This is a genomic window from Sphingobacterium sp. SGG-5 (genome assembly GCF_011043525.1).
Lineage (GTDB): Bacteria > Bacteroidota > Bacteroidia > Sphingobacteriales > Sphingobacteriaceae > Sphingobacterium.
The window spans coordinates 483,799-509,619 of the sequence record NZ_JAAKGO010000001.1 but is presented as its reverse complement, the minus strand read 5'-3'; the positions used below and the strand labels follow the sequence as shown (position 1 = coordinate 509,619).

At 43.9% G+C, this 25,821-nt stretch carries 21 protein-coding genes and 1 riboswitch; of the genes, 13 read left to right on the top strand and 8 right to left on the bottom strand.

Annotated features, from left to right (window positions below; all coding sequences use genetic code 11):
* Positions 1 to 43: 43 nt before the first annotated feature.
* From G5B30_RS02105 to G5B30_RS02080, 6 genes are all read left to right on the top strand, one after another.
* Positions 44 to 949 (top strand): endonuclease/exonuclease/phosphatase family protein, encoded by a 906-nt coding sequence (locus G5B30_RS02105; RefSeq protein WP_165318297.1) that lies wholly within the window; start codon positions 44 to 46, stop codon positions 947 to 949.
* Positions 950 to 980: 31 nt separating this feature from the next.
* Complete coding sequence (locus G5B30_RS02100; protein ID WP_165318296.1) at positions 981 to 2,840, top strand: IPT/TIG domain-containing protein; 1,860 nt, start codon at positions 981 to 983, stop codon at positions 2,838 to 2,840.
* Between the two features lie 31 nt (positions 2,841 to 2,871).
* Positions 2,872 to 4,140: a DUF4886 domain-containing protein gene (locus G5B30_RS02095; protein WP_165318295.1), complete on the top strand. Its 1,269-nt coding sequence runs from the start codon at positions 2,872 to 2,874 to the stop codon at positions 4,138 to 4,140.
* 10 nt (positions 4,141 to 4,150) lie between these two features.
* Positions 4,151 to 5,398, top strand: coding sequence for a DUF4886 domain-containing protein (locus G5B30_RS02090; protein WP_165318294.1), 1,248 nt, complete (start codon positions 4,151 to 4,153; stop codon positions 5,396 to 5,398).
* A 93-nt stretch (positions 5,399 to 5,491) separates the two neighbouring features.
* Positions 5,492 to 6,679 carry a formimidoylglutamase gene (locus G5B30_RS02085; protein WP_165318293.1) on the top strand — a complete coding sequence of 396 codons (1,188 nt, stop codon included), beginning with the start codon at positions 5,492 to 5,494 and terminating at the stop codon, positions 6,677 to 6,679.
* Positions 6,680 to 6,703: 24 nt separating this feature from the next.
* Positions 6,704 to 8,023, top strand: coding sequence for a DNA recombination protein RmuC (locus G5B30_RS02080; RefSeq protein ID WP_165318292.1), 1,320 nt, complete (start codon positions 6,704 to 6,706; stop codon positions 8,021 to 8,023).
* 17 nt (positions 8,024 to 8,040) lie between these two features.
* On the opposite strand, the gene G5B30_RS02075 is transcribed toward G5B30_RS02080, so the two are convergent.
* The 3 genes from G5B30_RS02075 to G5B30_RS02065 form a co-directional block, all read right to left on the bottom strand.
* The gene (locus tag G5B30_RS02075; protein WP_165318291.1) at positions 8,041 to 8,367 is read right to left on the bottom strand and encodes a nucleotide pyrophosphohydrolase; all 327 of its coding nucleotides are present in this window, start codon (positions 8,365 to 8,367) and stop codon (positions 8,041 to 8,043) included.
* Positions 8,368 to 8,448: 81 nt separating this feature from the next.
* Positions 8,449 to 8,907, bottom strand: a complete 459-nt coding sequence (dtd, locus tag G5B30_RS02070) for a D-aminoacyl-tRNA deacylase (protein ID WP_165318290.1) — start codon at positions 8,905 to 8,907, stop codon at positions 8,449 to 8,451.
* Positions 8,908 to 9,519: 612 nt separating this feature from the next.
* Positions 9,520 to 11,922 (bottom strand): TonB-dependent receptor, encoded by a 2,403-nt coding sequence (locus G5B30_RS02065; RefSeq protein WP_165318289.1) that lies wholly within the window; start codon positions 11,920 to 11,922, stop codon positions 9,520 to 9,522.
* A 53-nt stretch (positions 11,923 to 11,975) separates the two neighbouring features.
* Positions 11,976 to 12,105, bottom strand: a riboswitch (TPP riboswitch).
* A gap of 144 nt (positions 12,106 to 12,249) precedes the next feature.
* Between G5B30_RS02065 and G5B30_RS02060 the strand changes: the two genes are divergently transcribed.
* The 3 genes from G5B30_RS02060 to G5B30_RS02050 are packed head-to-tail and all read left to right on the top strand — an operon-like array spanning position 12,250 to position 15,241.
* Entirely contained in the window at positions 12,250 to 13,416 is a 1,167-nt protein-coding gene (locus G5B30_RS02060; RefSeq protein WP_165318288.1) for an amidohydrolase family protein, read from the top strand.
* Between the two features lie 18 nt (positions 13,417 to 13,434).
* Positions 13,435 to 13,719, top strand: coding sequence for an acylphosphatase (locus tag G5B30_RS02055; protein ID WP_165318287.1), 285 nt, complete (start codon positions 13,435 to 13,437; stop codon positions 13,717 to 13,719).
* 10 nt (positions 13,720 to 13,729) lie between these two features.
* The gene (locus G5B30_RS02050) at positions 13,730 to 15,241 is read left to right on the top strand and encodes a polysaccharide biosynthesis C-terminal domain-containing protein (protein WP_165318286.1); all 1,512 of its coding nucleotides are present in this window, start codon (positions 13,730 to 13,732) and stop codon (positions 15,239 to 15,241) included.
* Between the two features lie 32 nt (positions 15,242 to 15,273).
* Here the strand turns inward: G5B30_RS02050 and G5B30_RS02045 are convergent, their stop codons facing one another.
* Genes G5B30_RS02045 through G5B30_RS02035 form a run of 3 tightly spaced genes read right to left on the bottom strand, consistent with a single transcriptional unit; the run spans position 15,274 to position 18,107 of the window.
* Positions 15,274 to 16,665 carry an NAD(P)(+) transhydrogenase (Re/Si-specific) subunit beta gene (locus G5B30_RS02045; protein ID WP_165318285.1) on the bottom strand — a complete coding sequence of 464 codons (1,392 nt, stop codon included), beginning with the start codon at positions 16,663 to 16,665 and terminating at the stop codon, positions 15,274 to 15,276.
* Positions 16,666 to 16,673: 8 nt separating this feature from the next.
* A complete protein-coding gene (locus G5B30_RS02040) occupies positions 16,674 to 16,961 on the bottom strand; it encodes an NAD(P) transhydrogenase subunit alpha (protein WP_165318284.1) in 288 nt (95 codons plus the stop codon).
* A gap of 21 nt (positions 16,962 to 16,982) precedes the next feature.
* Positions 16,983 to 18,107 carry a Re/Si-specific NAD(P)(+) transhydrogenase subunit alpha gene (locus G5B30_RS02035; RefSeq protein ID WP_165318283.1) on the bottom strand — a complete coding sequence of 375 codons (1,125 nt, stop codon included), beginning with the start codon at positions 18,105 to 18,107 and terminating at the stop codon, positions 16,983 to 16,985.
* Positions 18,108 to 18,240: 133 nt separating this feature from the next.
* Here G5B30_RS02035 and G5B30_RS02030 point away from each other — a divergent pair, with 133 nt between their 5' ends.
* Complete coding sequence (locus tag G5B30_RS02030; protein ID WP_165318282.1) at positions 18,241 to 19,284, top strand: hypothetical protein; 1,044 nt, start codon at positions 18,241 to 18,243, stop codon at positions 19,282 to 19,284.
* Here the strand turns inward: G5B30_RS02030 and ruvC are convergent.
* On the bottom strand, positions 19,281 to 19,844 hold the full coding sequence (gene ruvC / locus G5B30_RS02025; RefSeq protein WP_165318281.1) for a crossover junction endodeoxyribonuclease RuvC: 564 nt from the start codon (positions 19,842 to 19,844) through the stop codon (positions 19,281 to 19,283). The genes G5B30_RS02030 and ruvC overlap by 4 nt on opposite strands.
* Positions 19,845 to 20,488: 644 nt before the next feature.
* Between ruvC and G5B30_RS02020 the strand changes: the two genes are divergently transcribed.
* On the top strand, positions 20,489 to 21,469 hold the full coding sequence (locus tag G5B30_RS02020) for a lysylphosphatidylglycerol synthase domain-containing protein (protein WP_165318280.1): 981 nt from the start codon (positions 20,489 to 20,491) through the stop codon (positions 21,467 to 21,469).
* A complete protein-coding gene (locus tag G5B30_RS02015) occupies positions 21,447 to 22,577 on the top strand; it encodes a glycosyltransferase family 2 protein (protein ID WP_317164306.1) in 1,131 nt (376 codons plus the stop codon). The genes G5B30_RS02020 and G5B30_RS02015 overlap by 23 nt, the downstream gene beginning before the upstream one ends.
* Positions 22,578 to 22,579: 2 nt before the next feature.
* On the opposite strand, the gene G5B30_RS02010 is transcribed toward G5B30_RS02015, so the two are convergent.
* Positions 22,580 to 23,317 carry a lysophospholipid acyltransferase family protein gene (locus G5B30_RS02010; protein ID WP_165318279.1) on the bottom strand — a complete coding sequence of 246 codons (738 nt, stop codon included), beginning with the start codon at positions 23,315 to 23,317 and terminating at the stop codon, positions 22,580 to 22,582.
* 261 nt (positions 23,318 to 23,578) lie between these two features.
* On the opposite strand from G5B30_RS02010, the gene G5B30_RS02005 reads away from it, so the two are divergent.
* The gene (locus tag G5B30_RS02005) at positions 23,579 to 25,810 is read left to right on the top strand and encodes a glycoside hydrolase family 2 protein (RefSeq protein ID WP_165318278.1); all 2,232 of its coding nucleotides are present in this window, start codon (positions 23,579 to 23,581) and stop codon (positions 25,808 to 25,810) included.
* The last annotated feature ends 11 nt before the right edge of the window (positions 25,811 to 25,821 follow it).

Sequence of the window (25,821 nt, the reverse complement as noted above, 5' to 3'; positions counted from 1 at the left end):
AATACGTCTGAGAAGAGATAAGAAATTTTGAAATAATAAATACATGATGAGAACATATATTCATATATTTTTAGGTGTAGTGATGACCTGCTTTCTGTCCTGCGGATGGATGGGCGCCGCCAAAGGGTCACGAGGAAAACCATCTGCAAAAGAAGGCATACAAGTCAAGGTAGCAAGCTATAACATCCGTTATGCCGCGGCAGCAGATGAGAAAACAGGCAACGGATGGGCTATTCGTAAAGAGCCGTTGGCGAATCTGATCCGTAACCACGGATTTGATATTGTCGGTACACAAGAGGGTAATTTCAGTCAAATGGCTGATCTCATAACACTTTTGCCCGAATATGATTATGTCGGTTATCCGTATGCCGGCAAGACTTCTAAAAATCATACGGCGTCGATTGTCTATAAAAAGGCCGAATTTGAGGTGTTGGACCATGGGGTGTTTTGGTATAGCGAAACACCGGATGTAGAAAGCATCGGTTGGGATGCTACGGATACACGTATCTGTACTTGGGCGAGGATGAAACATAAAGCCACGGGACAGGAGTTTTACTTCTTTACGTCCCATTTCTATTACCGATATCGTACCGCGAAACAAAATTCAGGGAAAGTGATGGTTCGGAAGATAAAGGAAATAGCCGGGAATAACCTGCCGGTGATTAGTACGGGAGACCTGAATTCAAGTCCGAGGACCAGTCAGATTACCGATGTGTTGACGTATCTTGGAGATTCTTACGTTTTGAGTGAGGCACCACGCTCTGGCCCTAAAGGGACGGGTTTTCCTGGTGGTGTATTTGAAGGTGCGCCCGGTTCACGTATCGACTATGTACTCGTCAATGATCGTATACGGGTGCTATCGTATACTGTGTTAACGGATAGTTATAACAACGGTCACTATCCTTCAGATCACTTGCCGGTAGTTTGTGATTTGTTCTTGAAGAAATAAGTATGTTTTATGACTCTGAAACCTAAATGGAATGAAACGATTGTATAAAATAATAGGATATGTATGTAGTATCTGTCTGTTGTTTATAGCTTGTAAAAAAGAAACCGCTGAGCCAGGATTTTTAAATTTGGATGATGAGCAGCTGACGGTGCTTCAACAGCCCTTTATCCAAATGGCGGGCAATAGAATGGTGCCTTTAAACACAAATTTGGATGTAGTAAAGGTATCCTCTTCAGCCGAGTGGTGCAAAGTATCTATCGTTGATGATAAAGGCACTTTTCTTCGTGTAGAAGTGTTTCCTAACGAAGGGTTTGAAGAGCGGATTGCTCAGATTACGGTATCTGGCCGGGATGTACAAGGTTTTACGATCCCGGTGCAGCAATGGGGGACTGAGCCATCGTTGGTCGTGGCAGAGACCGAGGGGATAGATATCATTGACGGTGAGCTGGATTTTACCCTACACATTACGAGCAATGTAGACTTCACATTGGAGCTGCCGGTTTGGGCTACAAATGCAGGAGATAATACACCGTATATAGGAAGTAAACTATACACATTCGTAGCGTCGCCTATAGCTCCGGGTGACCGGATAGGGTATATCAAAGTCATGACTGATGGGCATCCCGATCTGGATCAGATTATTGAGGTGTCGCAACATCAGAATGTCTTGCAGCCTGTTTTGGGCGATTTCGCTCCGCTTTCCGGTGAGAAAGAAAGTACCGTAGTACTGAATGGAGCAAATTTCGGAACGAATAAAGATCTGGTCAAAGTGTATTTCAATGCCTTGGAAGCAGAAGTTGTCAGCGTAGCCGACGATGCAATTACGGTCGTCGTCCCACGTGCGCCGGGTAATCCTTGTACGATAAAGGTGAATATTCTGGGCGAGGAACTGACCTACCCGACCACTTTTGATTATATCAAGTCGTGGGGTTTATACACGGTTACAGGTGATGGGAACGGCACCTTTAGAGGAGGCACATTGGCACAAGGTCGTCTAAAAGCTCGGTACATCAGTCTGGATGGCAATGGTAATATCTTTGCGACGCATAGGGATGAAGGAACTAACCGACATATCGTCCGTATCAACGAAGCTGAAGATATTGTAGAGTCCGTCGGTACTTTTGCTACTCCCAACGGATCTACCGTTGGAGCTAATAATATCGTATATGTTGCGAATGATCAAAAAAACGGTACAAGCTACTACGAGTTAGATCCGGCTAATAATTGGACACCGGTGGAAAGGACAATTACCTATCCGCCGGATGATGGTCCTCCGACAGCAAGTGCATACATGTATCGCTTAGTTTATAACCCGCATGATGGCTATTTGTATGGTGTACTTGGACATGCAACCGGACCTGTATTAAAGGTGAATCCGGATACCCAACAGGGGGAAGTTATTTATAGATTAGGAACAGTGAACCCGACTTGGTATGGGCTTACGATCAATCCTGCCGACGGAACGAAGTTGTATGCCATGACCAATACACAAGCCGTTGGCTATGGGCCATATATAATGGATTTAACCAACCCGGTAGATGGCTTTACAAAATTAAACCATGCAACCACCACACCTGGAAATTCAGGAGTTAGTGGATTGACCAATAATTTAGAGACCAGTGGTTTCGGGCAGGCTTGGGATATACAATTTGGGCCTGACGGATACTTGTATGTATCTGATAATAATAATCATATTATTCGGAAAATTAATTTGACTACCAAGACTATAGAGACTGTTATCGGTGTGGCTGGTCAATCGGGAACTACAGATGGAAAAGCGGATAAAGCCCGCTTAAGCAATCCGAGAGGTTTGGCCTGGAATAGTGAGGGTACGACCTTATACATTTCCGATTTTGGTAGTAGTCGCATTCGTAAATGGACACTCGATTAATATAACATTTGTAAATCAATATTTTTACGATATGAGCGTACTTCGATTATTAATCCCCGTATTTGCCATCATGGCAATATTGGCCTGTTCGAATAAAGAGATCGATCCGATAACAGATCCTATAGATGACGACAATGCTAATAATAAACCGCCGGTTGCAGTCTTTCAGGTTTCCCTCGATAAGTACAAGACAACCTTGTATAAAGGCGAGAGCACAAGCCTTGTATCTCACATTTTTCCGGAAGTAGCCGAGAATAAAAAAATCACATGGGCGAGTAGTGACGAGGCTATTGCAACAGTGGATGAAACCGGCAAAGTAACAGCCGTCGCTGCCGGAGAGGCTACGATTACGGCGACTTCTGAAGATCAAAATAAGACAGCCACCTGTCATGTTGTCGTTACAGATACGTACAACGTTCTCTTTATCGGCAATAGTTTTACCCAAGATGCCATTGAGAACCATTTTCTTTCATTGATTACTACAGCAGGGTTGAAGGATAAGATAAACCTGCATTGGATGCACCTTGGCGGGAGAACCATGGCACAACATAGTGCGGCATATATTATTGGAAGTGCGGACTACTATTACAATATTCCCAATTATAATACGTTGAAATGGACCAATACAGGGCTTACTCCGCTGCCTCAGACAGCTGCGGCGTATGAATGGAATTTGGTTACGATTCAGGAACATACCGGAAATAAAGATGCTTGGGCGTGGGATAAATACCATAAAGATAACATTGAGAGCCTGATAAAAAATATCACAAATGACCAAAAAGGAGCACCTGCATTTATGTACGTGATGGCTGTCGCGTATGGCGATCCGGCATTTCCAGATATTCAGTCGTATAGTGGTAAACAGTCTATTTTACAAAATAACTTTGGATCCGATCAGATACTGATGTACAATACCATCGCCGACCGGGCTAAAAAAGTGCTATCCGAAACCTCGGTCGATGGAGTCATCGCCACCGGTACGATGTTGCAAAACCTGCGGACCACCTCTGTAAACAACAATACATCTCTCCTGCTTCCACGAGCTGATTTGACCCGGGACAGTTACCACATGGACAAAGGTATTTCTCGATTTGGAGCGGCCTGTACATTCTTTGAAAGCATCTTTACTCCGATATTCGGTGCAAAGGTTCCTGTGCCATACACAGATCTGGACGGGTCCGTAAGTCTCACCGTCGATTACCGCACCCCGGTTACAACAGAAAATGCGGCTATTGCTCTTGAAGCTGCTCGGAATGCCGTTGAGAAGCCCTTTGAAATAACAGATATGTCAGATCTTTAATCGAAAAAACATGAAAAATTTGAGTTATGTATGGATACTTTTTACGCTTGTTCTGATAGTCGCTTGCGGAAAAGATCCGGAAACAGAACCATCTGGCCAGGATGACAATATTCCGCAGCCGGCTTTGGTGTCGGGAGTCTCTATCGATCAAAGCGAAGTCACCCTATTCAAAGAGGGAACAGTCTCTTTGGTGGCGACCATTGCTCCCGAAGATGCTGAAAATAAAGCAGTTTATTGGAATAGCAGCGCTCCGGATATTGCCTCTGTTGATGATGACGGAGAGGTAACAGCACATAGTGAAGGCGAGGCCATCATAACTGTATTGACTGCCGACCAAAGCAAATTTGCGACCTGTAAGGTCCTTGTTAAGGGACTTTATAGTGTCCTTTTTATAGGTAACAGCTATACACAAGAGGGAATAGAAACGCATTTTCTGGATGTACTTCGTCAAACAGATGTACGTAATAAGGTACGCATTACCTGGATGCATAAGTTTGGCAAGACGATTAAAGGACACAGCGACACATACGCTTCAGATAAGTCATACAACCGCCACAGATATGCCCCAGGCTCATCGGCATGGACGAAAGACGCAGGAGCGGCCTGCTTGCAGGATGTGTTGCAAGGCACTGAATTTGATCTGGTTGTTCTTCAGGAAAATCCGGTGAGTCAAGAGGGGTGGGTATGGAATAACATCAGAAAGGGCGAAGTGGAGGAGCTGATGAATAAGATAAAAGCCGATCAAAATGGACAACCTAAATTTGCCTGTATAATGGGACAGGCCTACGCCGATCCCGATAAAGTGCAGGCTGGCTATAATACAAATGCAAAAAATATACTGACCAATACTTTCGGAAGTCAACAAATGAATATGTATAATGCGATCGTCGGGCATACGCAGGCCATGGTTATAGCTTTGCCTTTTGAGTTTGTCATTCCTTGGGGTACAACACTTCAGAACCTTCGTACTTCGTCGCTGAACACCACTCACAAAATGGACATGACGACAAATGGCGTATTTGCCGATTTGGGAATAGGGCGTTATGCCGCGGCATGCACTGTATTTGAAAGTATCTTTACGCCTGTTTTCGGGGTAAATCTTGATGGAGTAGACTATACGAATAGCACATCGCTGAGTGAAGATACGGGCAACAGCAAATACAAAACCGCCGTTACCGCCGAAACGGCTCCGATTGCGCTAAAAGCAGCCCGACTGGCAATTCAGAAACCCTATAAAATAAGTGTGGTGGCGGATTAAAATCAACGGTTCCCCACATTTTGTGGAAACTTTCCTTTTAAAAGAATAAGGCAATTGCTGCATATTTGTAAATATTCACATTTTACTTATATCATGTCTTTATCTGATTTCTTTGCCCCGATAGCTATTCCACAAGCCCATTCTTCGAACGGGGAATTTTATAATTCCCAATTTGGACAGGTTATTCGTGCTTTTGTTTCCGAATTCCCGTCATGGGGTAAGGACAATAAACCCAATCTGGCTATTGTCGGTGTGGAAGAGGATCGGGCGGCGGTGGGGAATAAAGGCTCAGCAAAGGCACCTGATGCGGTGCGCAAGCATTTTTATAACCTTTATCAGGGCGATTATGCGGTTCATATCGTTGATCTGGGTAATATCAAAGCAGGAAAGCAGGTTTCTGATACTTATGCGGCGCTGAAATTGGTCGTGGAGGAATTGGTCAAGGAGGATATCGTGCCTATTATTATCGGTGGAGGGCAGGATCTGACGTATGCACAATATCGGGGTTACGAAAATCTGGAACAGCGTGTGGAGCTGGCTGTTATTGATTCCCGGTTTGATTTGGATCAGGATAATGATGAAGGCACGGCATTGGATTCGCAGACTTACCTGAATAAGATTATTCTTCATGAACCCGATTATCTTTTTAATCTGAGTAATGTAGCCTATCAGACCTACCTGGTCAGCAAGGAGTCGATCAATATGTATGATAAGCTTTTTTTTACGACACAACGTATAGGAGCTATTACGGGGCGGCTGGATCAGGCAGAACCGGTAATCCGCGCGGCAGATATCGTGAGCTTTGATATGGGGGCTATCCGGGCTTCCGAGGCGCCCGGCAATGCAAACGCCCAACCCAATGGTTTATATGGTGACGAGGCCTGTCAGTTGGCGCGCTATGCCGGCATGTCGGACAAATGCAGTTCTATCGGTTTTTATGAGTTTAACCCCACGTTTGATCCCATGGAGCATACCGCTATGTTGCTGTCGCAAATGGTGTGGTGTTTTGTGGATGGCTATTATAACCGTAAACACGATGCGCCGCTTTATCCCAAATCGGCCTATATCATTTATCGTGCACCGCTGGAGAATGAAGACCATGAGCTTGTCTTCGTGAAAAGTAAAAAGTCAGATCGCTGGTGGATGCAGGTGCCTTATTTTGGCACAAAATCCGTCAACGAAAGGTATTACATGGTACCCTGCCGTTATGAAGATTATCAGTTGGCCGTCTCCGGCGAAATGCCGGATCTGTGGTGGCGGACACATCAGAAGTTGCAGTAACACATCAACGCAAAAGGATTTTCTATGGAGATTTTTTTTCCTGTCATCGTCGTATTTTTAGCTGTCCTATGTGTCTACCTTTTTTGGCGACTGGGTCAAGGTGTTTCGCGGGAAAAGTACACGTTATTGGATGAGGCAAAACGGGAGATTGATCTGGCGTTGGCCCGGGCACTGCAAAGAGGTGATATGCTGCAGCAAGATGCAGACTATCTAACGGAGCTTCTGAGCAAGGAGACAGCAGCTCGTCAGTCCGTTGAGCGGACATTGGAGAGTACGAATGCCTATTTGCAAGCACAGCAGGAGAAATTTCAAGAACAGAAGGAAGAACTCCATCGAATTCGGACACAGTTCAATACCGAATTTCAAGTCTTAGCCAATAAAATATTGGAAGAGAAATCCCAAAAGTTTACGGATCTGAACAAGCAAAATATCGGTTTATTATTAGACCCCTTGAAGGAACGGATCAAGCATTTTGAAGATAAGGTCGAGAAAACCTATCATCAGGAAGCGGCCGAGCGTCATGTCCTAAAGGGAGTCGTAGAGCAGCTGATGCAGCAAAGTATGCAGATTCAGACGGAGGCGCACAATCTGACGAAAGCATTGAAAGGCGACAACAAGCGGCAGGGCAATTGGGGGGAAGTTATTTTAGAACGCGTACTGGAACGTTCAGGACTGATAAAAGATCAAGAGTACAGCCTGCAGGTGTCACTTCTGCAGGATGGAGGAGGACGGGTACAGCCCGATGCCATCATCCATCTTCCGGACAACAAACATTTGGTCATCGATTCGAAAGTGTCGTTGATTGCTTATGAGAAGGCGGTCAATCATCCCGATGAAGCAGAGCGGGCCCTATTTCTGAAACAACATGTGCTCTCTATTGAGCGCCATATTAAAGAGTTGGCGACGAAAGATTACCAAAGTTTGTATGGAATCCATTCCCCGGATTTTGTCTTGCTTTTTATGCCGATTGAGCCGGCGCTGAGCTTAGCCGTCACGTACAAACCCGAACTCTTTAGTGAGGCTTGGGAACGGAGAGTCGTGATTGTCAGTCCTTCGACTTTGCTGGCTACCTTACGTACGGTAGCTTCTATATGGAAGCAGGAACGTCAAAATAAGAATGTGTTGGCCATCGCTCGTGAGGCCGGGGCCTTGTATGATAAGTTTGTCAGCTTCTTGCAGGATATGGAGCAGATCCAGAGTCATCTCTTCAAGGCTTCTGAAAAACATCAGGACGCCATGAAAAAGCTCTCCTCCGGGCAAGGGAATGTCATTCGGAAGATCGAAAGCTTAAAAGTTCTAGGTGCAAAGGCGACGAAGCAGATTGACGATAAGTATTTGGAGTGAGCTTAGTGCGTGTTTGTTTATTGCAGCTTCTCGTTGTTTTTGTGGCGATCGGCGTCACGCATATTCTTTTTATCTAAGTTTTTTTCCAAAGCCTCCGTAAGATCAATGCCTGTTTGGTTGGCCAGGCATATCAGTACAAATAATACGTCCGCCATCTCATCGGCAAGATTGACTTCCTTGTCTGATTTTTTGAAAGATTGCTCGCCATATTGCCGGGCCATAATACGGGCGACTTCACCGACCTCCTCCATCAGCATAGCTGTATTGGTCAGTTCATTGAAATAGCGGACACCTGTGGTGTTGATCCATTTATCGACGATTGCTTGTGCTTCTTTTATAGTCATTCTATTTTAGTATGGAGTATTTAGATATTAGTATTTAGATTTTTACAGCTTGCCAGTAATTCGTAATTCCTAATTCCTAATTTAAAAGTTATCCTTGTCCCGTGTGTTCATCATAATCGTAACGGGGCCGTCGTTGCGCAGATTGATCTTCATGTCGGCACCAAAGATGCCCAGCTGTACAGGCCTGCCCAACAGGTCCGAAAGTATTTTTGCCGTTGCTTCATACATAGGCTTTGCTTTATCCGGTTTTGCAGCACGGATGAAGGAAGGCCGGTTTCCTTTCTTTGTCTGTGCAAGAAGCGTAAATTGTGATATGAGCAAAATGTTGCCTCCGATGTCTTGTACAGATTTATTCATTAACCCCTGCTCGTCCGAAAAGATACGGAGGTTGACAAATTTTTGGGCCAGCCATTTTAGATCTTCCTCCGTGTCGGATTCTTCTACACCTAATAAGATAAGTAAACCTTGATCTATCGCTCCTGTCACCTTGCCCTCTACGGTGCAAGACGCCTTCGTGACTCGTTGTATGACTGCGCGCATAGGGTTAAAAGTAAAAATTAAATTTCAGACAACAGCGGTATTCTCCCTTTTTATAGCGATGATCTGGCAAAACACCTAAATATTTGATCCCAACACCGCTATGCTTCACTCGGGACGATAGGTGTTTTTTCTTTTTACATAGATGTGCTGACAGTATACCTATGTATCCGACTGGGATACCTATATTTTCTTTCCTACAATAGAAGTGTTCTGTCTTATCCCCTCGGTATTTCAGCAAAATACATAGATGTTTTTTGCCAACACCTATCAAACGGAACAGGACACCTATGTGTTATGTTGGAATGTATAGATGTTTTCGTCTAATGTTTATGTGTTTTTGTTAAACGCCTATCAAATGAGATAGGATACTTATGTGTTTTATCAGAACGTATAAATGTTTTTGTCAAACACCTAGGTGTTTTAACAAAACACATAGGTGTCGTATATCCGGGAATATCGAGTTTATTTCATAAAAAAACAGCCTTAATGATAGTTATAAAGCTGTTTTTCGATCAAAAAAAGTCTTTTTTTTGATCGAAAAAAGTTCGCTTTTGTGCCAAACAAGTTTTTGGGGGTACCCTGAAAGTTGGCACAAAAACGAACCTTTTTATGCTAAAATCTTATATTAAGCCCCAACATAAAGTTCGTGCCCGCCTGCGGAAACAGCATGTTATAGGATAGTGGGGCACCACCGCCCATGTCCGGTTCGTACCAGATATAGCCATTTGTGGCATATTTAGTATTGAGGATGTTATTCACCAGAAGGTTTAACGCGATGTTTTCAATACCTATGGCGCTAAAGCTATAGACAGCCTGTACATCATGTACAAAATAAGGGTTGATGCTCTTGTAATCGGACGACGTATTATCCAGATACATCCGCGACACATATTTGCTCAATAAACTAAAAGATAGCGGCTGTACAGGCTTGTAGGTGAAATTGTTGGACAATATAGTCGAAGGAGACATCGCAATATCCGTTGTTTTATCATCCGTTACGACTTTATTTTGGCTCAATGCGGCTGTAGCCTTCCAGGTAAACTGCGAATTGATTTTCCATGCACCGTCAAACTCAATACCTGCACGGTAGCTGTAAGGTTCATTTTTCCGTATGCCGCCGCCGACATCATCTATGGCACCCGTAAAGATAAGCTGATCTTTATAGATCATTCCATAAAGGTTTGCTCCGATGTTGAACTGTTCGTTACGAAATCGGTATCCCCCTTCAATGTCGTGCAGCTTTTCGGGTTTGGGCAGTGTGCCACCAGTACTGTTGACGTAATCTTTCCGCACGGGTTCCTTGTTGGCAAAAGCGTAGGAGAGGTACACGTTGGAAAGATTGTTCAGGAAGTATGTCACACCGGCTTTCGGATTAAAGAAATTCAGGTTGGCCTCAAAGTCGACCGGATCGTCGCCGTCTTCCACACCGTTCCCTTTGTAATATAAATTCCGGTATTGGAGGTCCAGATTAGCCAACCATTTCCCAAAGCGGTAATCGGCTTTCCCATAGATATTGAAGTCGTTCTTCTTTGCATCGTTGAAGTAATACTTGTCACCCAGATTGCCGTTTGACGCATATTGTGCCCAGATGACTTCCCCATAGTGATCACCTAAGTATTGGTTGTAAGCACCCCCGAGTATGAAATTAAAATTGGCACTCGGCGTATAATTCACTGAATATGTCCCCCCATAAAAATGGTTGTCCAGCCAGCGGCGGCGCACCAGATTAGTCTGCTCGATGGTTTCGCCACCAATATTGATATTGGAAAGCCCGTAGTATGCTAAATCCTCATTCTCGTAATATTCTTCATAGTAGCCTGCCCCTCGGGTGTAGTGCAATGCCGCCTGTATATTCCATTGTTCTGAGAGTGTGCTTGTATAATGAAGGTGAGCGTGTGTCTGGGTATAGTTATCCGTTTGGTTGTCGTATGTAAACATATTGTACGTTCTGCCCGATTCCAGCAAACGAACGTATTCCGGACTGCCTTCTGCATATCCCAAACCGTTGACGGCAAAATCTTTCAATCCGCTTTCATCTCCCTGTACCAACGGCTCAGGAACGCCGTTCCACGCCTGATAGGTTTTTTCCTTACCGGAGAAAATAGTGGCCTTCAAGGTATGTTTTGCGGTGTATAGACCGCCGTCGACATAAAAAGACTTCAAGTCTGAGCTCGCCCGATCCACGTAGCCATCGGAAGTAATGCGGGACAGGCGTGTATTGAAAGCATATTTGTTGTTGATGAGTCCTGTTCCGGCTTTTACGGTGTTTTTCCAGGAGTTGAACGAACCAAAAGAATTGTTGAGTTCAGCATAAGGCTGCTGTTCTAACGCATCCGTCTGTATATTCAACGAAGCGCCGAAAGCCCCGGCACCGTTCGTGGACGTGCCTATACCACGCTGTATCTGTATACTTTCCGCGCTGGAAGCAAAATCCGGGAGATTAACAAAGAACGATCCCATGCTCTCGGCATCATTTAAAGGTATTCCATTCAGCGTCACGTTGATACGCTGGTTGTCGGATCCGCGAATACGCATCGACGTGTACCCAATACCTGCGCCGGCATCTGATCCGATAACAACGCCGGGCGTTTGATCCAACAGATAGGGAAGGTCCTGGCCCAGATTCTGGACCGCTATATCTTCTTTAGACAGGTTTTTAAACGTCGTTGCCGAATTTTCTTTTGCCCGTGTGGCATATACGAACACATCCGCTACCGCAACGAGATTAGGCTGGAGGACAACTTGCACATGGTTCGTGCGCGAGGGGTTAAATTTCAGGTTGTTTTCCCGATAGCCCACGAAAGATACCTGAACGGTATAGTTTTTATTTTCCAGATTCTGGAAAGAAGCCATTCCGTCCTCATTCGTCAATCGTGTCGTGGAATGGATGGTTACATTGGCTCCGGCCAATGGATTTTTGTTCTGATCCAGTACCCGGATCGTTACATGGTCTTGTGCGAAGCCTAGCATCGCAATCAGGCACAAAGCCCAAGTAGCATAAAGCTGCTTTAACATAAAAAATTTTTAATTTGAGTTAAACACAACTACTGCAAGGGGTCACAGTAGCACCTATTTAACCGCCCTTTCCCTACGCTGGCATTATCCAGATCAGGTATGTCTCACCTTTTGCAAATGAGACAGGGTATAATCTCAGCCTTTATTCGTGTTTCGAAGAACAAGGCACCCCTATTTGATGGTGCAAAGTTAATTTATTTTTTTGTTATAAAAAAAATATTCTAATAATTTCAGTTTGGAACCTTTTTTGCTGTGTTAATTTAAAATTAACAGCTATTTTTGATAGGAAACGGAAATAGTAATTGACAACAGGTCATTAAAACTAAAATGTTAAAATATTATTCAGCAGATTATGTATTGCCTATTTCTTCCCCTCCTATAAGGAATGGAATCGTAGCAATCGACCAAAATGGTGTTATAAGAGGTCTCTATAGCAGTGGAGAGGCACCCCTCGATGCCGAAGTTACCAGGCTTTCAGGTGCCCTCATACCCGGTTTTGTCAACGGGCATTGCCATTTGGAATTATCACATTTAAAAGATAAGATTCCGCCAAAGAGCGGGTTGGTAGATTTTATACTTCAGGTGATGCGTCATCGGGACGATGAAAAAAAGGGTGTGGAAAAGGCGATGAAAAAGGCGGACGATATGATGTATGCCAATGGAATACAGGCAGTAGGGGATCACGTCAATTCTTCGGTTTCTGCACCGATTAAAGAAAACAGCAAAATGATGTACCACACGTTTGTGGAGGTGATTGGTTTGCAGGATGATTTGGTGGAACAAAAAATTGATGAGGCAAGAGATGTGGAATATTATTTTGACCCGGACCACTCTTCCATTACACCACATGCACCTTATTCTTGCTCAAAAGCGTTATTGCGGGCTTTTAAACGGTCGGTATCCGAACGTAATATCATCAGTGTCCATAATCAGGAGAGTGAGGAGGAAAATAAGTTTTTCCGCTATAATACCGGCGATTTTCAACGTTTTTACGCGGAGATCGGAATAGATTTGTCCGTTTTTAAAGCACAGGCCCGAAACTCGCTTCAATCTTACCTGCCTTATTTGCCGACCAATAATAAAATTATCTTAGTACATAATACATTTACGACTGTCAAAGACCTGGATTTTGCACAGCGGATGGGCAAAAAGGTTATATTGTGTATCTGCCCGAAAGCAAACCTATATATAGAGGATACGTTGCCGAAGCTGAATCTTTTGCAGCAGGATGCAGATATCATCATGGGTACGGACAGCTTGGCATCTAACGATACGCTGGACATGCTCGAAGAATTGAAAGTACTGCATAAGCACTATCCGGAGCTGAGTTTTGTAACCACCATCCAATGGGCTACCCTCAATGGCGCTAAAGCCTTAGGGATGGACGAACAATTGGGTTCGTTGGAGGTCGGTAAAGCTCCCGGACTTATTTTGTTAAAAAATATGAAACAACTTCGGCTTGTGGATGCGGTAAAAGTAGAACGTGTTGTTTAAAGCGTTACCTTTGTTTTCATGAAGCATTGGAATATTACAGTCCGGGGAAAAGTACAAGGTGTTTATTTTAGATTAACGACGAAGGCTGTAGCTGACCAATTGGGTGTCAAAGGCTTCGTTCGCAACCAAGAGGATGGTTCGGCCTACATCGAGGCTGAAGGCGATGATTTTGCCCTCAATTCATTGCTGGAATTCTGCCGGGAAGGTCCTGAGCGTGCAGAAGTAGATGATATCAGCTGCATAGCGGTGGATGATATTAAGGGTTTTCAGAACTTTGAAGTACGTAAAAGAAAAATTAACTAAATTTTGAAAGGTGTCTAGTGTAAAAAAATTCGTTAGTGATACCGTGATATACGGTTTTACCACCATCGTATCACGTATGCTGAGTTTTTTAATGACGCCCATTTATCTCAAAAAATTCAAAGATGCTGCGGTCTACGGCGTCTATTCGAATTTTTATGCCTGGGTATCGATGTTGAATGCGCTATTGGCATTTGGTATGGAAACGACCTTTTTTCGGTATCTGCAAAAAGTAGAGGAAAAAGATCAGCGTAAGGTCTACAACAACAGTTTTATGGTCACGTTGATGACCTCTATATTGCTCTTGTTTTCTGTATTTTTATGTATAGGACCGTTATCCCGATGGTTTGCCGATGGAGATCCGGTGGATGATTATACACAGTATATTAAATATTTTGCGCTGATACTGGTGACAGATGCTTTGGCCGTGGTTCCCTTCGCGAAGTTGCGCGCACAAGGCCGGCCGATCCGATATAGTTATCTCAAATTTGTCAATATTCTTATCACGGTATTTGCCAATCTGTTTTTGATTGTATTTTTACCCTCCTGGGTGCATCAATCCACCTTTTGGGCCGGATTTGCGGAAGGGTGGTTTATCGAAGGATGGTTGGGGTATGTGTTTCTTTCCAACCTGTTGGCAAGCAGTGTAACCTTGCTCCTGTTGTTGCCGGAAATTTTAACATTACAACTACGAATCGATAAGGTCCTGATGAAAGACATGCTGCGCTACAGTTTTCCTATTCTCGTCGCTAATATATCGTTTATCATTAATGAGAACCTTGATAAAATGTTCTTTCCAAAGCTTTTGCCCGGAGACACGGGCAAGATGGAACTTGGTATTTATGGAGCAGTGGCCAAGATTGCAGTTTTCCTGAGTCTGTTCGTAACGGCTTTTCGCTTGGGATCCGAACCGTTTTTCTTTTCTCATGCCAAGAATAAAGATGCTCCGCGGACCTATGCACAGATTATGGAATATTTCGTCATTTTCATGGTGTTGATTATGGTTGCGGTGACGGTAAATCTGGATTGGCTGAAATATTATATTGAAGGCAATGAAGCACAGCCGGATGTTTATTGGTCGGGACTCAAGATTGTTCCCATACTATTGTTCAATTATGTGCTGCTTGGTGTATATATGAATTTATCGGTGTGGTATAAGCTGACCGATCAGACGCAATATGCCTTATATATATCGGGCCTCGGTGCGTTGATTACGATTGTATTAAATGTTCTTTTAATTCCCAGATATTCTTATGTTGGCGCTGTAGTTTCTACGACTGTCGTTTATCTGGTGATGGTCGGGTTATCGCTATTCTGGGGACAGAAATATTACCCCATCCCTTATCGATTTGTGAAAATAGGTGCCTATCTGGTTGTTGGATTGCTGCTATCGTGGGTTAGCTATTTTGTGTTTGATAGCAATTTTTGGATAGGTAACGGGATGTTGATGGCCTTGTGTTTGGTTGTTATCTTTCTGGAAAGAGATATCCTTCGTCGGGTATTATTTAACAGAAATAGATTTTAAAAAAGAGAGGGTGTCCAAACACCCTCCTCCTGTTACAGCTCTTTTATTTCGCCGACTAACTTGGTAATCGTTTGCTTGGCATCGCCGAAGAGCATGAGGCAGTTGTCTGCGCCGAACAATTCGTTTTCGATACCTGCATATCCTTTTCCCATACTTCGTTTACTTACAATCACAGTTTGTGCTTTTTCGACATTTAATACAGGCATACCAAATATAGGGCTACTTGGATTGGTCTTCGCGGCAGGGTTAACGACATCATTTGCACCAACAACGAATACCAGGTCGGTATTGGCAAAATCGTCATTGATCTCGTCCATTTCGATCAATTTGTCGTAGGAAATATTGGCCTCCGCTAATAATACATTCATATGGCCGGGCATTCTACCTGCTACAGGATGGATCGCAAAACGGACATTTACACCTTTCTTTTCGCATAACTCACTGAGCTCCCGGATAACGTGTTGTGCATGTGCTACCGCCATTCCGTAACCCGGTACGATAATCAGAGAAGATACGGAATCAAAAATCTGTGCAGCTTCTTCAACGCCGACTTCTTTGACGGTGATCTGCGGCCCATCGGCTTGTCCTCCACCGGCGGCCGAAGTTTGTCCAAACCCGCCCAAAAGTACATTCATCAGCGAACGGTTCATCGCTTTACACATAATCTGGGTAAGGATAATACCGGAAGCACCTACCAGTGCCCCTGACACAATAAGGACATTGTTGTTAAGTACGAAACCCGTTGCACAGGCAGCCATCCCCGAATACGAGTTTAATAGGGATATCACAACTGGCATATCTGCTCCTCCAATGGGAATGACAACCAGGACGCCGAGCACCAATGCCAGTACGCCTAATATAATCATGTAATTGGGATTGGAAAAATCGGTTAAGGCGAAAACTGTAATACCGATCGATAGAATCAACAGAATCAGATTAATCAGATGCTGCCCCGTAAATACGATCGCACGGCCGGAAATGCTTCCGCTCAGCTTCATAAAAGCAATGAGTGATCCCGTAAACGTAATCCCACCGATAAGGATACTTAAGGCAACACTGATGCCCGTTATGTTATCCACGGCAACCCCTCTTTCTTGCGTGTTTAACCAAAAGTCAGACAAGGCTACAGCTAGGGAGGCCAACCCCCCAAAACCGTTGAACAGTGCAACCATTTCAGGTATTTTGGTCATCTGAACTTTTTGAGCAATGATTAGGCCTATCGCAGAGCCGATGACGATACATATTAGGATATCGACCAGAGAGATGGCCTCCACCTGAATAACTGTGGCCAAGATGGCAATAAACATACCGACAGAAGAAACCATATTCCCTTTGCGGGCAGTTTTGGTCCGCCCCAACATTTTGATGCCGACTATAAAGAGTATAGAGGCGATTAAATACGATAATTGTATAATGATATTCATTGTTTCCTTTATTTTTTCTTAAACATTTTCAACATCCGGTCCGTTACGGCATAGCCTCCGACAACATTGATCGTCGCCAGAATAAGTGCGGCCATACCGAGCCACTTACTTACCGATAAGTACCCCAGCTCGTTACAAGCGATAATTGCCCCGACGATGGTAATACCGGATATGGCATTGGACCCTGACATCAATGGGGTATGCAGGGTGGGAGGAACCTTGTTGATTAATTCAAAGCCGAGATAGCTGGCTAGTATTAATATGTAAAGTAGAATGATAAAAGTTTCAGCAGACATAGCTTAATCGTTTACGTTTAATTATTTGGATAAAATAGATTTTGTGAACTCGTGAACCAATTGTCCTTGATGGGTTATCAACGCACCTTTTGTTATTTCTTCGTCCATTTCCCACTTAAAGCCTTCTTTGGTGGCTAAGTGGAGGAGCAGTGTGCTCAGGTTGGTCGCGTACAATTGGCTGGCATTTATCGGCAGTAGCGAAGGTATATTCGATTCGCCTATGATCATGACACCGTATTTTTCAACGGTTTTATTGTACTCCGATATTTCGCAGTTACCGCCTGATTCAACGGCCATATCGACGATGACAGCACCAGGTTTCATGGACTTAACCATTTCTTCTGTTACCAAAACAGGCGATTTCTTGCCGATGACCAAAGCCGTAGTGATGACCAGATCGGCGTCTTTAATTTTATCTTTAATCAGTTGTTGCTGCTTTTGTAAAAATTCTTGTGAAACTTCTTTGGCATAACCGCCTTCTGTCTTGACATCCTCATCCGTTTCGACCACTAAAAAGCGTCCGCCTAACGATTCGACTTGTTCTTTTGTTTCGGGACGTACATCGGAAACTTCCACAACAGCTCCGAGGCGTTTTGCGGTGGCTATAGCTTGGAGTCCCGCTACCCCGGCTCCGAAGATAAGCACTTTTGCCGGTGTGATGGTGCCCGCGGCAGTCATCATCAGCGGAAAGATTTTGCCGAGGACATTGGCGCCCATAATCACCGCTTTATAGCCGGCCAGATTGGCCTGGGAACTTAAAGCATCCATTTTTTGGGCACGGGATATCCGTGGCACAGCATCCATGGCGAATGACGTGATCTGACGTGCATTAAAGACATCAAGAAGTTCAGGTTGCGTATAGGCGTACAATAGTGAAATACTGACGGCATTGTTTTTAAATTGAGAAGCTTCCTCTATGGTAGGGGCGTTCACCTTGACGATAACGTCGGCTTGATAGATTTCGGATTTGGATACGACCTCAGCTCCCGCTTGTACATAGTCCTCATCCGAGAAGTTGGACCCGGATCCGGCACCGTTTTCTACCTGAACACGAAATTCTTTCTTGATAAGCAGTTTAATCACTTCCGGGCTGAGTGCAACACGCCGCTCGTTTGCTTTAGTTTCTTTAAGTACTCCTAAGATCATTTCATTGTTTGTTTAGATTGTTGTTGTTTTGCATGTTAAGGTTAGTGCGTTTATAATAGGCACAAATAACAAAAGTAAAATTTAAAATTAATAACAAGTACAAATAATTTTCATTTTCTTTATATTTATTTTTATGGAAATTAATGATGTCAAAATATCCCGTAAAAAGCCTATTTATCCAGTGGGTAGGGGGCTGGCAAAATACCTGAAGATGTACCAGCGGGATGCCCGGCTTCCTGTTTCTTATTTCGAGCTGCTGAATTTTCAGGAAACTGTTCCCGTTATGGATAAACTTGGGAACGATACCCTTTGGGAAACACCGTTATATCCACCTTATCTGCAGGATCGCCTGTATGATGGGTTAAAAATTATCTATGCGAAACTTAAAGCTTCGGGGAATACGCGGATCGTTGAGCATAAGATCATCGATAAGATAGAATATTGTGCTTTTGGGAATACACGTCCTTTCCGGATTCGTATTGTGAATAAGCTCAATGACGTATATGACTATTTCTACATTAAACAGGCTGATGCTTCCCGTATATATGGCTTGGAACTGGAACAGATCTTATCGCCCAACCCGGTCAACTATATCGCCGATGCAACGACGTTAGTAGAAGAGCATATCGTCGGCATTCCGGGGGATGTATTTAGTCAAGGAAGTATGTATACGGTCGAATATAACCAGACACGGATTGCGAAGGAATTCGTGAAATTCAATGAGCGCTGCATCATTTCACTGTTAGGCGATATGCGTTCCTACAATTTTGTAATGCAGATTACGGCCGACTTTGATGATTTTCAATTCCGTATCCGAGCGATCGACTTTGATCAACAGTTTTATGAAGGCAACCCTAAAGTATATATGCCCCAGTTTTTTAAGGAAAACTATCCGTATGTCAAGCTGAGTATGGAACACCTGAATGAGCGGACCGTATCTCAATATCAACAAGAGGAACATTCCTCTATTGTGCATCGTGTTCGTAGTGAACGCCACCGGATAAAAGATCTGCGGGATGCTTCACAGACGCAGCAATTGTCCACGCCGGAAAATATCAAACAGCTTCGGGAAGGATATGCGGACTATTATAATAATGACGCCTACCGCCGTTGTAAGTCGATGACGGATATTGTGGAGCTGAATGTCAAGAATGTCATTCGGCGCGTAAAGATTTAACGCACACGGTTTTGGTTGTCTTTGACAAAGGCTGACCAGCCGGAATAACTTTTGGTGCCCGTAGTTGTCTGCTGTTGGAAAGCATGACAGACGGCGACAGCCAGTCCATCCGTAGCGTCCAAAAATTCGGGTGTTTCGTTGAACGTGAGGAGGCTCTGTAACATGGCGGCCACCTGTTCTTTGCTGGCATTACCGTTGCCCGTTACCGATTGTTTGATTTTCCGTGGAGCATATTCAAATATGGGTATATCTTTATTTAACGCCGCAGCCATGGCAACGCCTTGTGCCCTGCCCAGCTTAAGCATGACCTGTATATTCTTTCCGTAAAAGGGAGCTTCCAGTGCAACACAGTCGGGCATATACTCCTCCATTAATGCGGTGGTTTTTTTGAAAATACGCTGGAGCTTTAAAGCGTGGTCGTCCAAGTGGCCCATCTTGACGACCCCCATCGTTATTAATGACACTTTGTTGCCACAGGCTTTGATTACGCCATAGCCAAGTACCACTGTACCCGGGTCGATACCCAAGATGATCCGCTCCTTTGCCTTTTCTTTCTGCATCGTACAATATTACGAATTTATAACCTATCTTTTTATTCACTCGTGTTTGCTTTTTTCGGCATTCATGAGCACTTCGTGGTTTTCCGCAAAAAAAGTAACAAAAAACTCGCTGCTTAAAAATTTGGACTGTACGGATAGTACTTCCCACTGCTATTGTCCAAATTTTTGAGGCAGCATTTATTGTATTTCTACAGATCCTACTACTATCTTTTCTCCTTCCGTCCTTTCTCGTTATATCTCCATTACTTATCCCAAGCCCCAGTTATCCTGTCGTAACCCGGTAACTATACAAAGGATAAAATCTCAACCGAATGCCTAAGGTTTTCATCCGACAATTGAGCCTTGTCGTCATGTTATGAGGTTATAGAGTTACATGAATAATGAGATAAGAGAAGAAAGATAAAAAGGCAGGATCTGTACAAATAATTAAACTGTCGCCTTAGCCAGATGTGGTTTGCAGGAGGAAGCATTAGCTTAGTAGCATCTGGGTACAGCGACGAGTTTTGTTTACTTTTGCGGTCAAAAGTAAAAAAGTCTCATCGCGGCTCGAGCTATAAAGAAGAAAGATCAGAATAAAAGATAAAGAGAGGAAAAATGGCTATTTTTGCTGCAAATTCAGTAACATTGTGTCCAAAATTACCTAATTGACAAAAGCACAAAAAAAATATCTGGCTATAGCAATCAAATTATTGGTATTTGGTCTGGCTGCGGTCTATATCATCGTTAAAACGACCGACCGACGCAATCTGGATAAGTTTGAGGCTTTGATCCATGGCCTGGAACACCGGTCGGTTGTCCTTACGCTGACGACCATTATCCTGCTGATGTTTGTCAATTGGCTTTTGGAGGTGGTCAAATGGCAGTATCTTTCCCGTCGCATTGAAAAAATTTCGTTTTGGAAAGCTTTCCAGTCTGTTTTCTGTGGATTGACGTGGGCAATTTTCACCCCCAACCGTCTCGGCGAATATGGTGGCCGTGTCTTGTTTTTGAAACCTGAAAACCGGGCAAAGGGGGCTGTAGCTATGGGCGTGGGGTTATTCGCTCAGCTTGTCCTGACTAGCATTGCGGGATCGTTAAGCATCGCCTGGTTTGTGTGTCAGTTTTTAGATCCACCTTTGTCGGTTCAATTTGGCGTATGGGTATTAGCTGTATTATACGCTGCAGGTTTCCTCGTGCTTTACTTCAACGTAAGCTGGGTTGATATGTTGGTGGGCAAAATACGGTGGTTACGGAAAATAGAACCTTTCTTTGCCGTATTAAAAGATTATACGCCGAAGGAACTGGCAGTTGTCTTGTTCAATGCTTTCGCCCGGTTCGTTATCTTCACGTCACAGTATATCATTCTGATGGAGGCCATGTTGCCCGAGCTGCCTTTTCTCCCGATGACATTAATGATTTTCATCCTATTCTTTGTACAGTCGGCTTTGCCGACATTGGATATTTTTGATTTTAGTGTACGGAGCTTTGTCGCCAGCAATTTATACAGCTACATCACCACACAGGAAATCGCGGTGATGGCCATCGTTTCGTGTATATGGTTTGTGAATCTGATCCTGCCCGCTATCTTTGGGGCTGTTTTTGTATTTAAAATTAATTTTTTTGGTGATTCTAAGTCTTCAAATTAGCCTGTTTCTCTTGACTTTGGTCTACATCCTGCTCGTGCTCTATATGCGCAAGGGATGGAAGATATTGCGGCAGCCCGATGCGTTGCCTCCCCCAACAGTGCGCGTTGCAGTCATCATTGCGGCGAGAAACGAAGAAGAAAATATTGGCCGGACGATCGAATGCTTGTTGCGTCAGGATTTTCCGGAAGCTCTACGGGAGATTATTATCGTAGACGACCATTCGGACGACCGTACTTCGACTGTTGTACGTTCGTATGCTGATCGTGGCATACAGCTGATTCAATTGAACGAATCGGATAAACTCAATTCGTATAAGAAGAAGGCTATTGTGACAGCTATCCAGTCCTGTACGGCCGACATCATCGTCACGACAGATGCCGATTGCCGCATGGGACCAGCGTGGTTGCAGACGGTTGTGGGATATTTTGAACAGCAGGATCTCTATATGCTTTCGTCACCGGTGGTGTATTCCGAAGAGAAGAGTTTTTTCGAAAGGTTACAAACCTTAGAGTTCCTCTATCTCATCGGACTTGGGGCTGCGGGAATAGGGCATAGCAATCCAACAACCTGCAATGGTGCCAACCTGGCCTACCGCAAAGATGTCTTCTTGAGGTTAGGGGGGTTCAACGGCATTGATGACCTGGCCTCTGGAGATGATGAATTGTTTTTACATAAAGTCGCGGAGCAGTATCCCGATAAGATAGGCTTCTGTAAGTCGCGTGATGCGATTGTTTATACAGATGCCAAAGCCACTGTGAAAGCTTTTATCAGTCAGCGTAAACGATGGGCATCGAAGAGTACCCGTTATAAAAGGAAAGAAGTAGTGGTGCTGGGCATATTGATCTGGTTATATAATGCAACACTTTTAGGCGTGTTCTTTGGTGGTGTTTTTATCTCACTGTGGTATTTAAAGGTGTTTGTGATCTCTCTCGCAGCCAAGCTGTTGGTGGAGTTTCTGTTCATCAAGCCTCTGGCCGATTTCGCAACGCGAAGAGCGTTGTTGTCCTACCTGCCCCTACTGACTTTCCTGCACATTCTTTACTTGGTATATATCGGATTGCTGGGCAATATGGGTAAATACGATTGGAAAGGCCGTCGCGTAAAATAGATCTATGCCTCTACTTTTGCCCGGATAACTTCTTCGGCACGTTTCACGATCTCTTCTGCTGTTTGGCCTGCTGTATCAATCGGATTGAGCACCTCCCATGTCATATGCACAAAGGGCTTGAGCGGAAACAGGCCGTACCGAACCATTTGGTAAGAGTGGTTGATGGCGATAGGGACGATCAGTGCGTCTGGGTTTTTCTTTAATAGTGTAGCGATACCGCCGACATGAAAACTCTTCATTTTCCCATCCTTGGCACGTGTGCCTTCGGGAAATATAAAGGCCGACCAATGTTTGGTTTTCATGTTATTGGCCAGCTTTAGGATTTCTGAGATCGATTGTTTTGGATCTTTCCGGTCGATATTGGCGGCACCCCCGTGAAGGAGATTGAAAGAGATACTTGGAATGTGCGCATTCGCCAGCTCTACTTTAGAGATGAACTTTCCATGAAAGCGGCGCAGAAAGTAAATCAGCGGTGGAATATCGAATGTACTTTGATGGTTGGCTACGAAGATAACAGGAACGCCTACCGGAAGGTTTTTATTGTCTCTAAATGTGACCGTATTAAACAAGGTATAGTTGCAGGCCGTGAGAAAGAAATTAAGGACATCGACACTTTTCTTATGTGCACCGTAGCCCCCTAACCGCAGGCACAGCCATTGAATAGGATGGAAAACTAAAAGTGCTGTCGAAAAACAAAGGTAAAATATCGGTGTAAGGATAAATCCAAAAAATTTTCTCATACGTTCATTTTAACGCTACAAACTTAGATAAAATGCTCTGTATTCACGAACGGAATATTAAATGGCTTTGGCTGATGTATAATTGCTGTGACATTGCGTATAAAAAGGGGAATAATCACTCAAACGTTTTAGTATAGCCAAAGATATAGAAGACCATGTTTTTGGCGTTGAAAGAAAGAATAAATAATGTCAACGGATACGCTTCGGGTTTTATTTTGACGGGTACAGCCTTTATATTTGCTGTTTAAACCTTCATAAAAAATGAGAATTGTAACTGTATTTAGCTTGTTATTTATCTTACTCGGTTTATCGGTACACGCCAGAGAAGTCATTCCATTCAATAAAGATTGGGCTTTTAAAAAAGGACCCTTTACGACCGATCCGATGACATACAACCGTATTTTTCAGGGTAAATGGCAGTTGGTTCAAATTCCGCATACCTGGAATGCACGCGATATGCAGGTCTACGAGACGCGTGTGGGAACATTCCGCACGAATGAACGGTTTTATACAGGCGATGCCTATTATCGGAAATCCTTTACACCAAGTGCGACATGGAAAGATAAACGGGTCTTCATTAAATTTGAAGGTGTAAATACAAATACAGAAGTATACGTCAATAATGCACCTTTACCTACAAAAATCGGTAAGAATGATGTCGTGTATAACGGAGATAGCGTAAATGGTAATTATAATTTTGTCGGGCGCCATCAGGGTGGTTATTCGGCGTTTGTTTTCGAACTGACTGCATTGCTGAAATATGGTGAGGAAAACGAAATTTTGGTCAAAGTCAATAACGAAGCAACGCCAGAGGTTATCCCGATAAACCATGTTTTGTTTCCCATGTATGGTGGGATTTATCGCCCGGTAGAATTGATCGTCACCGAATCGATCAACATTGCAACCAACGATTTTGCATCCCCGGGAATCTTTATTACCCAGAAGAATGTCTCGAAAAAGTCGGCCGATATCGGCGTAAAGATCAAGTTGGAAAATAAGACCGGAAAGGTTCAGCAGATCGAGGTCGGCACGACAATCTATGAGAAAGATGGGTCAGCCAAAGCCAAAAATAGCACAAAATATACCTTACGTCCGCAGGGGCGACAAGAAGTGTTTCACAATATAGCAGTGAAGAGTCCACATTTATGGCATGGTTTGGAAGATCCGTACCTGTATAAGCTGGTGACTCAGGTCCGGAAAGACGGCATCGTCGTGGATGAAGTCACACAACCTCTGGGAATCCGTAAATTTGAAATCCGTGCCAGTGAGGGCTTTTTCTTGAACGACGTGAAGTATCCATTATATGGTGTGTGCCGCCACCAGGACCGCTGGGGTAAAGGATCCGCGCTAAGCACGGCAGATCACGATGAAGATCTGGCGATTATTCAGGAAATAGGCGCCACATCGATACGTTTGGCGCATTATCAGCACTCGGATTATTTTTATTCCAAATGCGACAGTATCGGTCTGATTATATGGGCCGAAATTCCTTTTGTCAACCGGGTTTCTACCCGGGAGGAAAATAATGCATTACAACAGTTGAAAGAGTTGATTCGTCAGAACTTCAATCATCCTTCTATCTATATATGGGGTGTACATAACGAAGTGTATACACCGAACACGTATACGGTAGCCTTGACCACCAAGCTAAACGATCTGGCCAAGACAGAAGACCCCGATCGGTACACGGCACAGGTCAGCGGTTACAATGTGGTCGATCACGCTGTGAATAATAATACAGACGTGCAGGGAATCAACCACTATTTCGGCTGGTATAACGGGGAGCTGGAAAATTTGTCGGAAAAGAATGATGATGTGGAAACCTGGGCAAAGCGTATATCTAAGGAATTTAAAGATTATAAAATTATCTATTCGGAATATGGTGCAGAAGCCAAGATCGAGGATCAGGCAGAAGTAACCGGCAATTTTGGCAATCAGTTTAGCAAGCCGGCTTTTTTTCCGGAAGACTTTGCGACGCGTTTTCATGAAATCAACTGGGGGGTAATCGCGAAAAGTCCGATATTCATCGGATCCTACGTGTGGAATATGTTTGATTTTGCGACACCAATGACGGCGTTGAATGTGAATCCGAGAAATTACAAAGGGTTGGTTACTTTTGACCGGAAGACAAAGAAGGATCCGTTCTATTGGTATAAGGCCAACTGGAGTAAAGAGCCTGTCGTCTACATCACGCAGCGTAGGGTGGTTAATCGCGGAAATGAGTTGACACTGATAACCGTCTATTCTAACCGGGGTACACCGACATTGACAGTGAATGGGCGGGAAATAAAAGGGTATAAAAAAGGCCAGACGGATGTACACTATATCTTTGAAAATGTACGATTGGACCGGGGCGAGAATACGGTTGTTGCCAAAATTACCGATAAAGGCGGTAAGGTGCTGGAGGATACGATCAAATGGAACTATGACCCTTCATTCAAACGTGAAATTGGAGAGCCTTCGGTCACGAAAGACGAGCACATAGGCCTATAGACTATTCGGAA

Coding starts and splice junctions, on each gene's coding strand:
- G5B30_RS02075 (WP_165318291.1), bottom strand. CDS start 8,367: ATGACTATAAAAGAAGCACAAGCAATCGTCGATAAATGGATCAACACC.
- dtd (WP_165318290.1), bottom strand. CDS start 8,907: ATGCGCGCAGTCATACAACGAGTCACGAAGGCGTCTTGCACCGTAGAG.
- G5B30_RS02055 (WP_165318287.1), top strand. CDS start 13,435: ATGAAGCATTGGAATATTACAGTCCGGGGAAAAGTACAAGGTGTTTAT.
- G5B30_RS02040 (WP_165318284.1), bottom strand. CDS start 16,961: ATGTCTGCTGAAACTTTTATCATTCTACTTTACATATTAATACTAGCC.
- G5B30_RS02100 (WP_165318296.1), top strand. CDS start 981: ATGAAACGATTGTATAAAATAATAGGATATGTATGTAGTATCTGTCTG.
- G5B30_RS02030 (WP_165318282.1), top strand. CDS start 18,241: ATGGAAATTAATGATGTCAAAATATCCCGTAAAAAGCCTATTTATCCA.
- G5B30_RS02085 (WP_165318293.1), top strand. CDS start 5,492: ATGTCTTTATCTGATTTCTTTGCCCCGATAGCTATTCCACAAGCCCAT.
- G5B30_RS02060 (WP_165318288.1), top strand. CDS start 12,250: ATGTTAAAATATTATTCAGCAGATTATGTATTGCCTATTTCTTCCCCT.
- G5B30_RS02035 (WP_165318283.1), bottom strand. CDS start 18,107: ATGATCTTAGGAGTACTTAAAGAAACTAAAGCAAACGAGCGGCGTGTT.
- G5B30_RS02045 (WP_165318285.1), bottom strand. CDS start 16,665: ATGAATATCATTATACAATTATCGTATTTAATCGCCTCTATACTCTTT.
- G5B30_RS02090 (WP_165318294.1), top strand. CDS start 4,151: ATGAAAAATTTGAGTTATGTATGGATACTTTTTACGCTTGTTCTGATA.
- G5B30_RS02005 (WP_165318278.1), top strand. CDS start 23,579: ATGAGAATTGTAACTGTATTTAGCTTGTTATTTATCTTACTCGGTTTA.
- G5B30_RS02065 (WP_165318289.1), bottom strand. CDS start 11,922: ATGTTAAAGCAGCTTTATGCTACTTGGGCTTTGTGCCTGATTGCGATG.
- G5B30_RS02080 (WP_165318292.1), top strand. CDS start 6,704: ATGGAGATTTTTTTTCCTGTCATCGTCGTATTTTTAGCTGTCCTATGT.
- ruvC (WP_165318281.1), bottom strand. CDS start 19,844: ATGCAGAAAGAAAAGGCAAAGGAGCGGATCATCTTGGGTATCGACCCG.
- G5B30_RS02105 (WP_165318297.1), top strand. CDS start 44: ATGATGAGAACATATATTCATATATTTTTAGGTGTAGTGATGACCTGC.
- G5B30_RS02095 (WP_165318295.1), top strand. CDS start 2,872: ATGAGCGTACTTCGATTATTAATCCCCGTATTTGCCATCATGGCAATA.
- G5B30_RS02010 (WP_165318279.1), bottom strand. CDS start 23,317: ATGAGAAAATTTTTTGGATTTATCCTTACACCGATATTTTACCTTTGT.